At 68.6% G+C, this 15,913-nt stretch carries 14 protein-coding genes and 1 other RNA gene; 4 read left to right on the plus strand and 11 right to left on the minus strand.

The window, feature by feature from the left end:
* Positions 1-129: 129 nt before the first annotated feature.
* The gene (locus F0U60_RS14780) at positions 130-1,086 is read right to left on the minus strand and encodes a phosphoribosylaminoimidazolesuccinocarboxamide synthase (RefSeq protein WP_395819663.1); all 957 of its coding nucleotides are present in this window, start codon (positions 1,084-1,086) and stop codon (positions 130-132) included.
* Between the two features lie 46 nt (positions 1,087-1,132).
* Positions 1,133-1,720, minus strand: a complete 588-nt coding sequence (locus F0U60_RS14785) for a hypothetical protein (RefSeq protein WP_395819665.1) — start codon at positions 1,718-1,720, stop codon at positions 1,133-1,135.
* Positions 1,721-1,771: 51 nt separating this feature from the next.
* Here F0U60_RS14785 and F0U60_RS14790 point away from each other — a divergent pair, with 51 nt between their 5' ends.
* Positions 1,772-2,557, plus strand: a complete 786-nt coding sequence (locus F0U60_RS14790) for an RNA methyltransferase (RefSeq protein ID WP_395819668.1) — start codon at positions 1,772-1,774, stop codon at positions 2,555-2,557.
* Here the strand turns inward: F0U60_RS14790 and F0U60_RS14795 are convergent.
* The 3 genes from F0U60_RS14795 to F0U60_RS14805 all read right to left on the minus strand — a co-directional run bounded on the left by F0U60_RS14795 (position 2,554) and on the right by F0U60_RS14805 (position 4,601).
* Positions 2,554-2,820, minus strand: a complete 267-nt coding sequence (locus F0U60_RS14795; RefSeq protein WP_395819670.1) for a vegetative protein — start codon at positions 2,818-2,820, stop codon at positions 2,554-2,556. The genes F0U60_RS14790 and F0U60_RS14795 overlap by 4 nt on opposite strands.
* 142 nt (positions 2,821-2,962) lie before the next feature.
* On the minus strand, positions 2,963-4,180 hold the full coding sequence (locus tag F0U60_RS14800) for a S1C family serine protease (RefSeq protein ID WP_395819673.1): 1,218 nt from the start codon (positions 4,178-4,180) through the stop codon (positions 2,963-2,965).
* Between the two features lie 91 nt (positions 4,181-4,271).
* Positions 4,272-4,601, minus strand: coding sequence for a hypothetical protein (locus F0U60_RS14805; protein ID WP_395819676.1), 330 nt, complete (start codon positions 4,599-4,601; stop codon positions 4,272-4,274).
* 161 nt (positions 4,602-4,762) lie between these two features.
* Here F0U60_RS14805 and F0U60_RS14810 point away from each other — a divergent pair, with 161 nt between their 5' ends.
* Together F0U60_RS14810 and F0U60_RS14815 are read left to right on the plus strand one after the other, a co-directional pair.
* Entirely contained in the window at positions 4,763-5,785 is a 1,023-nt protein-coding gene (locus F0U60_RS14810) for a CFI-box-CTERM domain-containing protein (protein ID WP_395819679.1), read from the plus strand.
* A complete protein-coding gene (locus F0U60_RS14815) occupies positions 5,782-6,396 on the plus strand; it encodes a TlpA family protein disulfide reductase (protein ID WP_395819681.1) in 615 nt (204 codons plus the stop codon). Before F0U60_RS14810 ends, F0U60_RS14815 begins: the two co-directional genes overlap by 4 nt.
* Before the next feature lie 7 nt (positions 6,397-6,403).
* Here the strand turns inward: F0U60_RS14815 and F0U60_RS14820 are convergent, their stop codons facing one another.
* The 6 genes from F0U60_RS14820 to F0U60_RS14845 all read right to left on the minus strand — a co-directional run bounded on the left by F0U60_RS14820 (position 6,404) and on the right by F0U60_RS14845 (position 15,210).
* Positions 6,404-7,756 (minus strand): BamA/TamA family outer membrane protein, encoded by a 1,353-nt coding sequence (locus F0U60_RS14820; RefSeq protein WP_395819684.1) that lies wholly within the window; start codon positions 7,754-7,756, stop codon positions 6,404-6,406.
* Between the two features lie 17 nt (positions 7,757-7,773).
* Complete coding sequence (locus F0U60_RS14825) at positions 7,774-8,901, minus strand: DUF819 family protein (protein ID WP_395819686.1); 1,128 nt, start codon at positions 8,899-8,901, stop codon at positions 7,774-7,776.
* Positions 8,901-10,223, minus strand: a complete 1,323-nt coding sequence (locus F0U60_RS14830) for a pyridoxal phosphate-dependent decarboxylase family protein (RefSeq protein WP_395819689.1) — start codon at positions 10,221-10,223, stop codon at positions 8,901-8,903. The genes F0U60_RS14825 and F0U60_RS14830 overlap by 1 nt, the downstream gene beginning before the upstream one ends.
* A 91-nt stretch (positions 10,224-10,314) precedes the next feature.
* A complete protein-coding gene (locus tag F0U60_RS14835; protein WP_395825255.1) occupies positions 10,315-12,084 on the minus strand; it encodes an OmpA family protein in 1,770 nt (589 codons plus the stop codon).
* A gap of 145 nt (positions 12,085-12,229) precedes the next feature.
* Positions 12,230-13,852, minus strand: a complete 1,623-nt coding sequence (locus F0U60_RS14840; protein WP_395825258.1) for a M16 family metallopeptidase — start codon at positions 13,850-13,852, stop codon at positions 12,230-12,232.
* Positions 13,852-15,210, minus strand: a complete 1,359-nt coding sequence (locus F0U60_RS14845; RefSeq protein ID WP_395819692.1) for a M16 family metallopeptidase — start codon at positions 15,208-15,210, stop codon at positions 13,852-13,854. The genes F0U60_RS14840 and F0U60_RS14845 overlap by 1 nt, the downstream gene beginning before the upstream one ends.
* Positions 15,211-15,413: 203 nt before the next feature.
* On the opposite strand from F0U60_RS14845, the gene ssrA reads away from it, so the two are divergent.
* Positions 15,414-15,777, plus strand: a transfer-messenger RNA (tmRNA) gene (ssrA, locus tag F0U60_RS14850).
* Positions 15,778-15,913: the final 136 nt, after the last annotated feature.

Consider the following 15,913-nt stretch of genomic DNA (forward strand, 5'->3'; position numbering starts at 1 on the left):
GCTCGGAGGTGCAACGGGGGGAACCCGGGTTCTCCCCATACCCTCACCCCGACCCTCTCCCAGAGGGAGAGGGACTTACCTGGTTTCTCTCCGTGCTACTCGAGAGAGAGGGGCGAGGGGTTTTCTCTTTTAGAGATAGCCGCGCGCCTTCAGGTTCTTCTCGATGCGCGCGTGCACGTCTCCTACGTCCAGCGTCAGCGGCGTGCCCGTGATCTGCTCGTAGGCCGCGAGGTACTTCTCCGCCAGCGACACGCGCACGTCGTCCGGAATCGCCGGCGGCGTGCCATGGCCCTGGAAGCCCCGCTCGCGGATCAGCCACTGGCGGATGTTCTCCTTGTCCAGCATCCGCTGATCCTCGCCCTTCGTGAAGCGCGCCTCGTACTCGTCCGCCACCCAGTAGCGGCTCGAGTCCGGCGTGTGGATCTCATCGATCACGTACAGCTCGTCGCCCACCTTGCCGAACTCGTACTTCGTATCCACGAGGATCAGCCCGCGCGTACGCGCCCACTTCTGGCCCTCGAGGAACAGTCCCTTGGCCGCCTCGGTGATGCGCGCCCAGTCGCGCGCGCTCGCCAGGTTCCTCGCCAGAATCTCCTTCTCGGAGATGGGCTCGTCGTGCTTGCCGTACTGCTCCTTGGTGGACGGGGTGATGATGGGCGCGGGGAAGGCCTCGTCCTTGCGCATCCCGTCCGGGAAGGGCACCCCATAGGCGGTGTGCGTGCCCTTCTGGTAGTCGCGCCACAGGCTGCCCGTCAGGTACCCGCGGACCACCACCTCTACCGCGAAGGGCTGGCAGGCCCTCGCCACCGTCACGTTCGCGTCCGGTACGTCCAGCACGTGGTTGGGGATGATGTGCTTGGTGCGCTCAAACCAGAACGTCGTCAGCCGGTTGAGCACCTCGCCCTTGAAGGGGATGGTGGTCAGCACATGATCAAAGGCCGACAACCTGTCCGAGGTGACCAGGATGAGCCGGTCTCCCTGTCGGTAGGTGTCACGGACCTTGCCCTGGTAGTGCTGGCCCAGGGTCGGCAGGTTCACCTGCCGGAGCGTATGCGGAAGCTGCGCGTGGAGTGCGGAGGTGTTCACGAGAGGCGCCTCGGGCCCCGACACGGGGCGTAAAGGAGGCGCGACTCTACTGGACCGCGCCCGGCAGGGAAGCGGGACCTTGGGCCGCCGCCATGTACAGGAACGCGGGATTGATGCGCAGCATGCCGTCCACGTAGGCCGCCGCGTACGGCGCGCCCGAGGCCCGATCCACCTGCACGACACCCGATGGATTGATCTTCCAATGGTCGAGCAGCGTCCGGGCCACCAGTTCGGCCGCCTCACGCTCGGACAGGCCTTGCAGGCTCTCGCGGCGATCCTCCGGCCAGCGCTCGCCCACCCGCCCGTCGAAGCTCAGCTGCAGCTGCGCTCCCGCGTCCGGCGACTGGAGCAGATCCGTGCGCGCCTCGACCCCCGGCGCTGCCACCAGCTCTCCATTCTGTGTGATGGGGAACAGAACCGGCGCCTGCGCGGCCTGGCCCGCCTCCGTTTCGGAGATGCGAGCCACCTCGCGGAACAGCTCCAGGCGGGTGGAAGGATTCTCGAACTCGAGCAGCTCGGGTGGACTGGTGAGTGCCTGTCTCGCGCCCGGAGACGCGCGCACGGGGGCACCCCCGACGCCACAACCGGTCAGGGTAACGAGAGAGAGGAGCAGGCCAGCGACCCAGCGACGCATCACGGGGAATATACCGGTGCGGGTCTGACACGGAAAGCTAAACTCGGAGGCATGCTCACGGCCGGAAACATGACCGTCATCCTCCACCAGACACGATCACCCGAGAACCTCGGCTCGGTGGCCCGGGTGATGGCCAATTTCGGCTTTTCGCGACTCATCCTCTCAGATCCTAGGACCTACAACTTCCGAGGAGCCGAGCGGCTGGCCGTCAAAGGGGACGCCGTGTTGGAGGCCATGGCCGTGGCCCAGAGCCTCCCCGAGGCCCTCAAGGACTGCGTGTACGCGGTTGGCACCACTTCTCGCACCCAGATTGAAGGGCGCACGGCCCTCACCCCGGAGGAGGCGGTGGCGCGGCTGGCCGAGCAGAGCCGGCGGGGGAGGGTGGCGCTGGTGCTCGGCGGTGAACAGCGGGGCCTGTCCAACGAGGAGCTGGCGTTCTGCACGGATTTTCTCGTCATCCCCACGAGCGAGGTGCAGCCGTCGATGAACCTGGCGCAGGCGGCGGCGGTGCTGCTCTACCTGTGCTCGCGCGAGGGCCGGAAGCCCGCCGAGGTGGCACCGTCGCTCGAGCCGGAGCAGCAGGGCGCGAAGATGGGGACGGTGCGCGCGCTGGGCGATCGAATGCGCCAGGTGATGCTGGAGGCGCAGTTTCTCAACCCACAGGCGCCGGATCACATCCTGCGTGAGCTGGAGCGGAGTCTGTTGCGTGCGGAGCTCACCCAGCGCGAGGCGGAGCTATGGCTCACGGCCTTCAAGCACCTGGGACGAGCGATGGGCGGGAGCAAGGGCACTCCCGGGAAGGGAGCGCCCTCGCGAGGTCCCGACCCGAAAGACTAGGCCGCCTCGGCCTTCTTGTAGACCTCGCCGTAGTGCTTCTCGCACAGGCCGGCCTTGGCCGTCTTCACGCGGCAGTCCGGCTTGGAGCAGGTGCGGTAACGGGAGTGCGGGAGCTCGCCCTGCCGCCACTTCTTGAAGTGGAAGAAGCAGTAGCTCTTGGCGCGGTAGGGACGCTTGCAGCCCTCGACGCTGCAGGCCTTCTTGCCACCGCCCTTGGCCACGCGCGGCCAGTGCTTGAGGGTCGTCTTCTGTGCTTCAGCCATGGAAATGCTCCTGTTGCGTAACGGTGCCTCGCGTCACCATGGGTGTGACCCGCGGGGCGTGCAAAGGCGCTGTCTGTAGCGCTGGCCGTACCGGAACGCAAGGAGGCAGGCGGGGATGCGGGCGCAGCCCCCGTTTCCAGGCTCAGGGAGAGGGGACGCGCTTGCCGGACGCCTGCCCGTCCGCTTCCCCTGGAAGGCCGCTGCCCCCCGTGGCCGGCTCTTCGTCTGGGTGGGCCGCCGGGGCAGGGCCGGCCAGGATCGGCGCGACAGGCGCCGTATCGCTCGGGATGTCCTCAAGCTTGATCTTCAGCTTGAGGGGCCGCTCGCCGCGCCGGACCCGGAGCACCACACTGCGGCCTACACCCCGAGACGCCACCTGCCAGCGCAGCTTGTGGGCGCGCTCCACGCGGGCGGAGTCCAGGCCCTCGATGACGTCCCCCACCTGCAGCCCGGCGCGCGAGGCGGGGCCGCCGTCCATCACCTCCGACACCACCACGCCCTTGGGGTTCGCCAGCCCATAGGCCTCGATGACGTCAGGGGAGCAGTCCTGCACGGACACGCCCATCCACCCGCGCCGCACGCGCCCGTACTTCTGGAGGTGCGGCAGCACCGCCTTGGCGATGTCCACCGGGATGGCGAAGCCGATGCCCTGGCCCGCCACGTTGACTGCGTTGGCGATGGCCACCACGTCCCCGTGCACGTCCAGCACGGGCCCGCCCGAGTTGCCCGGGTTGATAGAGGCGTCCACCTGCATGTAGTCGAAGTCGCCGTCGCGCCCGTTGGGCGTCACGTCCGTGCGGCCCTTGGCGCTCACCACGCCCGCCGTCACCGAGTGCGTCAGCCCGAAGGGGTTGCCGATCACCACCACGAAGTCCCCCACCTCCACCCGCGAGGCCGAAGACAGCTTCAGCACAGGCAGCTTCCGGGGGGCGTTGATCTTCAGCAGCGCGAAGTCCGTGCGCTCGTCCTCGCCCACCACCTCAGCGGGGTACTCCTCCGGATAGCCGCTCTCGGAGAGCACGGAGATGGTGATGTCCTCGGCGCCCTCGATGACGTGGGCACTGGTGAGGATGTAGCCGTCCGAACGGATGATGAGCCCCGAGCCGATGCCCTTCTGGGGCTCGCCCCCCGCGTCGGCGCTGGTGCTCGCCTGCCGTGTGGTGATGGACACCACGGCCGGAAGGGATGCCTGCGCCACCTGACTGAGGGCGGAGCGCTGCTCGCGCACGGAGCGCTGCGTCGCCTCTACCCACAGTCGTCCTGGCTGCTCTCCCCCATGCCGAGCTCCCCAGGCGGGTGCGCCCAGGGTGCACAGCAGCGTTGCCAGCGAGACACTCCCCCACCACCGTCCACCAATCATCGTCCCGCGCCTCCCACCCAGCCCACCTCGGGAGAAACTAGGGAGGCGGAGTCCGGAGGGGAAGCGGGGCGATCAGTGAGGGTGGGGAAGGCTACTTCTTCTGGGCGATGATGCGGTCGATCTCCGCCCGATCCTCATTGGTGATGCGCTCACGAGGCGCCGCCGCGGCGGGCTGCTTCGGGGTCTGTTTCGAGGTTTGCTTCGTCGTCCGGTTGACGGCGTCCTTGGCTTCGTCGATCGCGTCGCGCACGCCGTCCTTCATCCGGTCCACCTGGCGGTCCACCTCGGAGGGCTGCACGTGGCGCTTCCACTGCCGCTGCACGTACTCGAGCGGCGTCCGCCCATCGATGTTGCCGGTCGCCAGGAAGACCCCGAGTCCCACCGCGCAACCCGTCCACACCAGGAACTTCAGGAAGTCCATTGTTCACATCCTCCTACCACCTCATACACCAAGGAAGGGGGGTCGGCCAGTTTCTGGCGGAGGGCGGGGTTGGTCGCTGACAGCGGGCGGGGCGCCCTCTAATGTGCGCGGCCTTGCAGCCCGACGAGCTCTTCCAGGCCGCCCGGCAGAGGGCGGAGTCGATGTCCGTTCCGCGAGCGCAGGAGGCGCAGGAGCAGCTGCGCGCCCAGGCGCTGGCGTTGTTCGCGAAGATTCCGGAGCCGCCCGTGTACCACCGGGCGGAGGATCCGGCGCGCAAGGCGGCGGAGTCGCTGCTGCCAGAGCTGGAGAAGGTGCTGGCCCTGGGGCTGGCGGTGGAGCGGGACGCGGGGCGGTGGGAGGCCACGGAGCGCATCCTCGCGGCGCTGCGGGCGCATGGCGAGGCGCTGTGCCATACGGCGGACGGGCGGCTGGTGTTGGCGGAGGAGGCGTGGCGGCGGGCGCTGGAACTGGAGCGCGCGGCGCATCCCACGCGGGCGCTCGGGACGAAGGAGTCGGTGGCCCCGCCGGTGTATGACCGGACGTCGGGGGCCTCGCGGTACGACCCGAGGCAGGAGCCGGTGGCGCAGGTGAAGCTCATCTGCCCCAACACGGGCTGCAAGCGCATCAATGACTTCGGGTACGTGCCGGGGCCGGGGACGCGCCGCTACGTGTGTCCGGCCTGCAACACGCCCTTCCTGGCGTACTTCGGCGAGCTGCGCGGGCTGGAGATCGAGCACAAGAGCAGCTCCAAGCGCTTCTTCTTCACGGTGGATGAGGTGCGGGGCTCGGGCAGCTCGCGCATCGAGTTCGAGGAGGCGAGCGGCGAGGAGTTCCCGGTGGCACGCAGGGATCTGCTGGTCTTCCTGTACACCGAGGCGCGCGAGCTGAAGGCGGTGGTGAACCTGACGAACAACCGGCTGATGTGGATTTCGCCGGCCAGCTCGTGCTTCGTGGTGACGGCGGCGTTCGGAGAGGGCGCGCCGGAGCTGGTGGCGTTCCGGGAGTTCCGGGACGAGGTGCTGCGCCGCCACGGGTGGGGACGGGAATTCATCCGGGTCTACTATCGGTATGGGCCAGGGGTTGCGCGTTGGGTGGTGGTGAGGCCAGGGGTGAGGCGGGGCGTCCGAGGGGTGCTGAAGCAGGTGCACCGGGTGTTGAAGACGACGAGGGGTGGAAGCACGTGACGGAGCAGCGGAACGCGGACGACGGGCAGCAGCCGGGAGCGGGGCAGGAGGGCGCGGGTGGGGGACAGCCGCCGGCGCGCTACGGGTGGAGCAAGGTGGTGCTGGTGGTGACGGGCCTGCTGGGCATGGCGGGGCTGGGGTACCTGGGCGTGCAGGAGGCGCTGCGCCAGCGGCTGGCCGCGGATGGGATGGCGGCGCCCTCGGTGAAGATGGAGAAGTACGAGGGCGGGACGCTGTCGCTGGCGGACCTCAAGGGCAAGGTGGTGATGCTGGACTTCTGGGCGACGTGGTGCCCGCCGTGCCAGGCGGAGATGCCCTCGCTCATCAAACTGGCGAAGGAGTACGAGGGGAAGGGGCTGGTGTTCGTGGCGGCGAGCCGCGACGAGATGCCGGACGCGCCCCTGTTCGTGCAGGAGTTCGTGGTGAGCCGCATGCCGGACCTGGGGCCGTACGTGGTGTACGCCCCGGACGAAGTGGCGGCGGTGTTCCAGGTGACGGCGCTGCCGACGCTCTACTTCCTGGACCGGGAGGGCCGGGTGGTGGACGCGCAGCGGGGCATGCTGACGGAGGACGCGCTGCGCCGTCGGATTGAACGCGCTCTCGAGCAGTGAGGCGCGGTCAGAACAGGTGGCCGAAGTCCAGGTAGAAGCCCGTGGTGCCGTCGCGAGGGCTGAGGCCGTAGTCGACGCGGAGGATGAAGTCGTTCTCCCACGCGATGCGCAGCCCGCCCCCGACGCCGTAGCGGGGAGCTCCCCCATCCGCGAAGCGGAGGTCCGTCCAGGCCTGTCCCGCGTCGAGGAAGGCGACGAGGGTGAAGTCCAGGTGTTGCTGCCACGGGGATACCGAGAGGAACTTCCACCGCACCTCGCCATTGGCCAGGGCTTTCGCCTGCCCCTGTAGCCGGTTCTTCAGGATGCCGCGCGCGGTGTACACGCCGCCGATTCCGCTCCAACCCTCGAGCCACTCCACGCCGCCGAACGAGGTGAGCAGGAAGACGGGCACGTCTCCGCCCATCAGATCGACGAAGAGCCGCGCGGCCACCACCAGCCGCTCGCTGAAGAGCGGTTGGTAGAAGCGCAGGTTGGCCGTCACCCCCCAGTAGTTGGAGGCGCTTCCCGTCGGGGCGGCGGCTCCGCGCAGCGCGAGCTCGTGGAACATGCCGCGCACCGGTGCAGGCTCATTGTCGCGCGTGTCCAGCAGCAGGCTTGCTGTCACCTCCGCCGTGCGGAAGGTGGCCGCTCCGTCCGCGCTCCCGTTCAGCCCCGAGATCAACCCCGCCCGGGCATCCTCCTCCAGCCGCGAGTCCCTCGCCTGTCCCAGCTCTTCCGTTCCGTAACGCGTGCGCACCGAGGTGAGGCGGAAGCGGTAGCCCAGCGCCACCTGCCAGGGTCCGCTCAGCGGCCGGCGCATGTTCAGCACCACGCTCGGGAGGGTGCGCTGATCGAAGGTGTAGTAGCGCAGGCCTCGGAAGTCCGGGTTGCCCGGACAGGCATTGGGGTCCGACTTCAGCGCCTCGCGATCCTCGCACCCGGCGAAGGCCGGCTCGTAGGTCGCCAGGCCTCCCAGCCCGAAGTAGGGCGAGAAGCGATCATTGAGCAGGCCCAGGTTGATGCCCAGGCGCCACTCCGACGAGAGGAAGCGAGGCGCATCCAGGATGAGGCGGTGCTGGGCCACTCCGTTCGTCGTCTGGAAGAACTGCGCCACCACGGAGTGCCGGTAGGGCCGCTGGGTGCCATCGCCCGCGTCCACCAACATGAGCCGCGCGCCGTAGCCAAAGCCCTCGTCGCTGTTGAAGCTGACCAGAGGCAGGCCCATCACGCGCCATCCCGTCCGAGGCGCTTCGGTGGGCGGTGGCGTCACGTGGGCCGCGGGTGGCTCGAGGGCCTCGGATGGGGGCTGCTCCGCCCACCCCGGAGCCGAGGTCAGCACGGCGGTCAGCACCACTGCCCACGTCGTCCGAATCGGATGCATGGAATCCTCCAGGTGCTTCAGGGTCGCAGCAGCCAGGCCACGGCCAGTCCCAGGTAGGTGCCTACGGCGTACCCCATGATGCCGGTGGTGAGCCCGGACACCATGAGCTCGCGGTTGCGCAGCGCGCGCGCCACCGGGCCGATGAAGGGCGGGCCGAAGATGGTGGCGGTGGAGGTGATGAGGGCGGTGTCCGCGTCGATGCGGAAGAGGGCGGCGAGGGCGAAGTGGAGGCCCACGGAGAGCACCACCACGCCGGCGCAGAAGGCGAAGACGAAGAGGCCCGTCTCACGCAGGCGGCTCGCGTCCGCGAGCGTGCCGACCGCCACGCAGAAGACGAGCAGCGCGTAGTCCCCCATCGCATAGCTTCCTGGCAGGCCGCGCACGGCGGGCAGGAAGGACGCGGCCAGGCTCAGCGAGGTGATGAGCAGCAGCACCACCGGCGGCTCCAGTCCGCCGAACACCAGGTGGCTACCTCCCACGGACACGCCGACGATGAGCGCGGCCAGGAGGAAGGCCAGCGCCATGCCCCGTGTCCGGCTCCAGGTGAGGACGGGAGCGTTGCGCGCCGTCTCACCCTCCGCCTCGTCCCAAACAGTGGGATTCGGGAAGCGCGGAAGGAAGAGGAGCGCGAGCCGCTGCGCCACCGTCACCAAGAAGAGGAGATAGACGGCGCCAACGACGATGTCCGCGGTGTTGAGGAGGATGAGCGTCTCCTCGCGCACCCGGAGCGCCAGCCCAATGGCGTTCATGTTGGCGGTGCCGCCCGTGTAGACGCCCACCAACATGCCGGACATCTTCCACCACTCGTCCGAGCGGTCCGCACAAGCCAGGCCTACGACGGCGGCGCTCACCATGGCGGACAGACACGCGAGGACGAAGGACAGCAGCGTGGGCCGGGCCAACCTCAACCACCGGGGCACGTCCGTGGTGAAGAGGAGCAGGGGAATGGCGAGGGGCACGGCAACCTCGCTCACCGAGAGGCTCAGCCGCTCCGGCGGAGCCAGTCCCGGCACGTTGCCCAGGAGGATGCCGACGGCGTAGCAGACGACCACGGGGCCCACCACCGCCACCGGCTTGAGGTGCCGCGCGGCGAGCAGGGCGAGCCCTGGGAAGCCCACCAGGAGGAGGACCTGGAGCAGCCCCATCACTCGTTTCCGTACAGGGAGTCCATGAACTGGAGGATGAAGCCCTCGGCCTCCTTCGGGTCGGGGAGGGCGCCCAGCATGCCGTACATGGCCGCGCTCCCATCCGGGGCGGGCTCTCCGGAGGCGAGGCTGGCGGCGCACGCGCGCAGATCCGCGAGGAAGGGCTCCACCACCGCCGCGTGGGCGGGCGTCACCATCAGGTGCAGCGCGGGGGGCATCATCTGCCGATCCAACTTCCAGCCACGTGCCTCCATGGCATCGCCCAGCGCGTAGATGTCCAGGGTGTCCGAGGAGAAGGCGAAGACGCTGAGCGACGGTTTGCCCAGGAGCTTGAGTCCGGGGATGGCGGCGATGCCCTCGCGCAGCAGCTTCGCGGTGTCGAGCACGGCGCGGGCCAGTCGCAGGTAGCCCTCCTCGCCAAGGTACTTGAGGACGGCCCAGGCCGCGGCGATGGCCCCACCAGGACGGGTGCCCGCCATGGAGGGCGAGGCGTAGATGCCGCCGCTCCAGCCCGTATAGGTGAAGAACTGGTACCGGCGCAGCTCGGGCGAGCGGTAGAGGATGAGGGAGGCGCCCTTGGCGGCGTAGCCGTACTTGTGGAGGTCCGCCGAAAGGCTGGTGACGCCGGGCACGGCGAAGTCGAAGTCGGGGATGTCGTAACCGAGCCGCTTCGCGAAGGGCAGGAGGAACCCACCGAGGCAGGCATCCACGTGGAAGAGGACGCCCTTCTCCTGGGCCTGCGCGGCGAGCTCGGAGATGGGATCAATCACCCCCTGCGGGTAGGAGGGCGCCGAGCCGACGACGAGCACCGTGCGAGGGTTGATGGCGGCGCGCATGGCCGCTACGTCCGCGCGGAAGTCCGGCCCGACGGGGACGTTGATGGGCTTCACCCCGAAGTAGTGGGCGGCCTTCTGGAAGGCCGGGTGGACGGAGGCGGGCATCACCATCTCCGGCTCGGAGATGCCCCGCTCGGCGAGCGCGAAGTCGCGGGCCGTCTTGACGGCCATGAGGATGGACTCGGTGCCTCCGGACGTCATCGTGCCGGTGGCGGTGTCGCCGTGGAAGAGCTCCGCCCCGATGGCGAGCACCTCGGACTCGAAGCGCCTCAAGCTGGGGAAGGCCAGGGGACTGAGGCCGTTCTCCGACATGAACTCGGTGTAGGCCTCGGCGGCGACGCGGCGCACATCTTCGCCCGCGTTGTAGACGAGGCTCCACGTGCGCCCCTCCTTCCAGTGTGCATCCTCGGTGCGCATCTCGCGCATCCTCGCGAGCACGTCCTGGTGGCTCAGACCCTGGGAAGACAGGCGGGGGCTCTTCGACATCTCATCTCCGGGAGCAGAAGGTTGCTCCCGGCACTATAGGTGAAAGCCCCCGGCGTCCGCTCCAGGGGGGCCTGTCACTCCTTGGGACGCCTCACTTCTTCCCGTTGCCGCCCTTGTTGTCGCCGTTGCTCTTGCTGTCGCCGTTACCCTTGCTGTCGCCGTTGCCCTTCTTCTCCGCCGGAACGGTGCGCGCGGGCGTCTCAATCTCGGACTTGATGAGGCGGAAGTCGACGCGACGATTCTTGGCGCGTCCGAGCGGGGTGGCGTTGGTCGCGATGGGACTGGACTCACCGAAGCCCTTGGCGCGCAGGCGGTGGGCCTCGATGTTCTTGGAGACGAGATAGTCCAACACGGACTGGGCCCGCCGCTGGGACAGGTTGAGGTTGAGCGACTCGGAGCCGACGTTGTCGGTGTGACCCTCGATGAGGACGGGCCCGAGCTCGGGGTTGCGCTCGAGCACGATGGCCACTTCGTCGAGCAGCTTCAGGGACTGCTTCTGGATGGTGGCGGAGCCCGTCTCGAAGAGGATGTTGCCCTTGATGCGGATGCGGTCGGACTCGATGACCACGAGCGGCGGGTTGTCGATGGGGCAGCCATCGGCCTCGGCGGCGCCGGACTGGTCGGGGCACTTGTCGACGTTGTCGGGCACCTCGTCGCCGTCACTGTCCGGGCAGCCGTCATAACCCGCGGGTCCGGGCTGGTCAGGGCACAGGTCCTGCCCATCGGGCACGCCGTCGCCATCGGAGTCACCACAGCCACCCTGGGACTTGTCGCCCACGGAGTTGGGGCACTTGTCCTCGCCATCGACGACGCCATCGCCATCGTTGTCCGGCTCGGGGCAGCCGTCGGAGTCCATGAATCCGTCCGAGTCCTCGGCCTCGGTGGGGCACTTGTCGAGCGAGTCGCGGACACCATCGCCATCCGAGTCGAGGAACGTCTCGTCGTAGCGCAGGGCGAGCATGACGCGCAGCGCCTCGCGGCCGTAGCCGCTGCCGAGCGTCACGCCCCGGCCCACGTCCAGCTCCAGGCCCCAGCCCCCGAAGATGCGGGCACGCACGCCACCGAGCACCTCCCAGGGCGTCTTGAGGGAGTCGGCCTGGCTGAAGTTGAAGGGGGCGGTGGTGGGCGTGGCCAGGTGCATTTCCGCGATGGCCTGCACGTCGGTGAGGCGGCCAATGTTGGGCAGGTCCACCACCGCGCCGCCACCGAAGGTCACCTCGTTGCCCACGTAGAGGTTGAGGTACTGACCGGGCTGGGGGCGCAGGCGCAGGCCCACGTTGCCGAGCACGCGCACCGGACCGAAGGCGCGCTCCACAGCGAGCCGCGGGGCCACGAGCACACCCCGCTCGCCGAGGAAGCTGTTGCCATCACCGGTGGGCAGGCGCACCTCGGCGGAGAGCGCGACGCCCACGGGGAACTCCTCGGGCAGCAGGAGGAAGACGCGAGGCTGGAGCCGCACGTCGCCGAAGCCCTGGGCGCTCACGCCGGCAGCGCCGGGGAAGTCCGGGGCCGCGAGCGCGTCACGCAAGAGCTGGAACCGGTCCCCCTGCACGAGGGTGAAGGGCACGTCCGCGGCGAGCTCCAGCCGGCGGTGGAGCTGCCAGGCGAAGAGCGCGTGGGCATCGAGCCGGTAGGGGATGAGGTCGCCCAGCTTCTCGTCACCGAGCTTGAGGGCGAGGATGCCTTGGTTGTAGTCGAAGAGCAGCGCCCCCCGGAAACTTCCGGCGGGCTCCGGCGAGGCGCCCTCGAGGGCGATACCACTCTTCAAGGAAGGGGTGGCCTTCAGGGGCACGGCATCAAAGCCGCGCGTGAAGGCGTCCGGCTGTGCTGACGCAGCGGCGCCGGCCAGCAGCAGGCACATCACTGCGAGTCGGGTTGCTGCGCTTCGCAAGGACCGCTCCCAGGGAGAGGCCCGGAAATTCGGGCCTTGGGCTGGGTCCATACCATCCACTTCCGAGGGGTGGAAGAAAACCCCTACGGAAGTGTCCGCCCGCTACAGCCGTGCGCTACTTCTCCATGAATGACTGAGCGGGAACGATCTGAATGGCGTCAGGCCGGATGGGCAGAGGCTGGGAGATGATGGCCTTGTCCTCCTCCAGAAGCTCGGCCGACTTGGGCGAGGCGTAGGAGATGGGCGAGGGCGGCTGCTCCTCGAGCATCTTCGCGAGCTCCTGGGCCTCCTGGGTAACAAAGGCGAAGTTGAGGGCCTCGGGGCGCAGCTGCCGGCGGATGGCGGCGTGCACGGACTCGGGGGTCATCTTCGCGAGCGCGGTGCGGTACTGCTCCAGGAAGTTGGGCGTGCCGTAGAAGAGCGAGTCGATGGCGTACCCGAGCCGGCGCTGATCCGTCTGCTCCCACAGGCGGGTGTAGCCCAGGAGGAAGCCGCGGCTGAGCTCGAACTTGTCCTGAGGAATCCCCTGCTTCACCAGCCGGTCGAGGAAGTAGAGGGTGCCGCGGGTGGCGAACATCCCGTTGACGGGCACCACGGGGCGAATCCAGAGGGTGATGTCCTGCTGGGTGCGCGCCACGTTGGTGCGGTTGTAGGTGGAACCCGGCTGCTCGATGAAGTGCTCGGCGTAGGCGTAGTCGCCGTAGTTGAGGCCTCGCTTCTCGCGCAGCTCGGTGAAGAGGACGCCAGAGGACTGACGGTGCTCGCCGAGGTACGAGAGGGCGAAGGCCACGGGGAAGAAGTCCGGGTCCCCCCGGCGCATCGGCGTGACGTAGCCCAGGGAGACGGCAGTGGAGAGGGTGGGCTTCTGCACCACGAGCGCACGGCCCCCGGTGGCGGGCACGGGCGGCAGCTCCACGCGCGGGGCGCCGGTGGCGGGGAGCGCGGATAGGCGCGAGACGACGGTCTTCCGGAGCGCGTCATCCACGGGGCCGGCCAGGCCGATGACGAGCCGGTCCTGCGTGAAGATGCGAGCGGCATGGGCCTTCACATCCTCAAGGGTGATGGACTCGAGCCCCTTCTCGGTGCCGCCCACGAAGTGCGCGTAGGGGTGGCCCTCGTAGAGGAGCGCATCGAGCGCGACCTTGCCGAGCAGCTCATCGTTCTCGCTGCGCAGCCCGTTGCGCACGTCACTGAGGGCGCGGGCGCGCAGCCGCTCGAACTCCTGCGGCGATAGGCGGGGCGCGAGGAGCACGTCGGTGAAGATGTCGAGGAAGCGCGGCAGGAAGTCCTTGTGGACGCGGCCGGAGAAGACGGTGAACTCCTTGTCGGTGGAGGCGCTCAGCTCGGCGGCCATGGGGAAGAGGGCCTCGAGGAGCTGGGCGGAGGTGAGGCTCCGCGTGCCTCCCTCGGACAGGAGATCGGCCGCGAGGGCGGTGATGCCCTCCTTGCCCTTCGGGTCATCCACCGAGCCCGAGTGGAACACGAGCCGGAAGCTGACGATCGGGCTGGCCGGGTTGGCCTGGACGACGACCTGCATGGGCGCGGGCCGCTTCAGGGGCACCGCGGGCACGGTGGTCGGAGCCTGGGGCTCGGCGGGAGCGGGAGCCTGCGCCTGCTGTTCGGCCTGGGGCGTGGGCTGCTCGGGCGCAGGCGCGGGGGCGGTCTGGGAGGTGGTGGCGCAGCCGCCGAGGCACAGCGCGGCGGAGAGGGCGAGGGAGCGGGACACGAAGGAGCGCATCACTTCTGACCTCCGGCCTTCTTGGGAGTGAGGGAGAGCTGGGTGCGGTTGGCGGCGGTGAGGTACTTGCGGGTGAAGGCGATCAGATCGGCCGGCTTCACCTCGGAGACCTTCTGGTAGTGCTGGGCGAGCGCGTCCGGCGTGCCGTAGATGCCGGCGTACCAGGAGAGCTGGGTGGCCACGGACTTGGCGGTCTCCATGCCCATGAGGAGCCCGTAGCGGGTGTTGCTCTTGATGGCCTCGACGCGGGCGGCGTCCACCTTGCCGGTGGCGAGCTCCCGCACGGCGGCGTTGAAGGCGGAGCGGACGGCGTCGCGATGACCCTCCTCCTGGAGGACGGCGACGAGGCTGAAGAGGTGCGGGTCGCGGTGGATGGTGAAGTCGCTGTAGATCTCCTGCGCGAACTGCTTGTCCAGCACGAGCTGCTTGTAGAGCGGACTGGTGGTGCCGACGAGGTAGTCGGCGAGCACGGCTTGGATGGCGGCGTTGGCGGTGTCGAGCCGCGCGGCCGGAGTGCGCCAGGCGTAGATGTGGCGGGGCTGGGTGCTCTGGGGCCAGTCGATGTGGACGGAGCGCTCCTGCTTCTGGGGCGGCTCGGTGGGCACGTTGACGGTGGCGCTCTTGCTGCTCCACGGGCCGTAGTGCTTGCGCACGGCCTGCATCAGCGTGTCGTCGTTGAAGTCGCCGACGATGACGAGGAGGACGTTGTCGGGGGTGTACCAGCGCTCGAAGAAGGTGCGGCTGTACTGGTAGGCCTGGGGCATGGCCTTGATGTCGTCGTAGTAGCCGAGCGTGGTGTGCCCGTACGTGTGCTTCGTGAAGACGGTGCGGGCGAGCTCCTCCTCGATCTTCAGGAAGGGCTGGGCGGCGTTCTTGTGGTACTCGCCGAGCACGGCGAGGGCCTCGGTCTGGAACGAGGGCTCCGAGTACTCGAGGTTGCGGAAGCGGTCGGCCTCAATCTCCACCAGCTTCTCCAGGCCGGCGGTGGGGCCGTACGAGTGGTAGACGGTGACGTCGTCGGAGGTGAAGGCGTTGTCGTCGTAGCCGTAGGTGCTGATGACCTTCTCGCGCTCACCCTCGGGGAAGTTCTTCGTGCCCTTGAACATCATGTGCTCGAAGAAGTGGGCGAAGCCCGTCTTGCCCGGCTCCACCTCGTTGCGCGAGCCCACGCGCACCACGGTCTGGTAGGCGATGAGGCCCGGCGAGTTGAAGGGCACGCGGAAGACCGTGAGCCCGTTGGGCAGGCGATCGACCTTCATGGGGTAGGGGAAGAAGGGGGAGGCGGCCTGCTCGGCGGCTGCCGCGGGGAGGGCCGCTCCCAGCAGGAGGAGCAGGAGGGGGATGAACCTTCGTTGCATGCGTGTCCTCATGTCGCTGAAGCACCCACGAGGTGGGGGGCGCGAGAACCACGCAAGCTACCTGCTATTCCCACGAGCAGGCGGGCGTTGTGGCGGGGGTGTTGGGGGACGACGCCCCGAAGTGTCAGAAGGATTGACCGGGCGTCGTCAGCGGTTATGGTGGATGAAGTAACGAGGAAGTGAGCGAAGTAGAAGTGCCCGAAGGGGGCGACCTGGTTTCGACGGGGGCATGGAAGTTCGAGACGCGTGCCGAGCTTGTTGGTTGCTCGTAAAACCGCCGACAAAGACACAAAAGCCAACGACAACGTTGAGCTCGCGCTGGCTGCCTAACTAGCAGTTTCCTAGTGCGCGGTCCTCCCGCTCTCGGCCCGTGGGGTGGGGTAGGACCGTCATAATGCGGGCTGGCCGTCGAGGGTGCCTGGACTCTCGGCGGTGAGATCATCCAGGACCGGCTCACAGAATCCCGTCCGTGGGAGTCTGGGGGACGTAACAAACCGCGGACTACGCACGTAGGGTCAAAGGACGGAAGGCTTTCGGACGCGGGTTCGATTCCCGCCGCCTCCACATGAAGGACGTCCACGGGCGTCCCGCAGTATACAACGGCATCCGCAAGGGTGCCGTTTTCTTTTTATTTCAGGGGTTTAGGCGTCCGGGGGCATCTTGTCCTGTCCGGCTGCATCCGGTTACGGTGGGGGTACGATTG

It is taken from the genome of Archangium minus (assembly GCF_044360475.1).
GTDB lineage: Bacteria > Myxococcota > Myxococcia > Myxococcales > Myxococcaceae > Archangium > Archangium minus.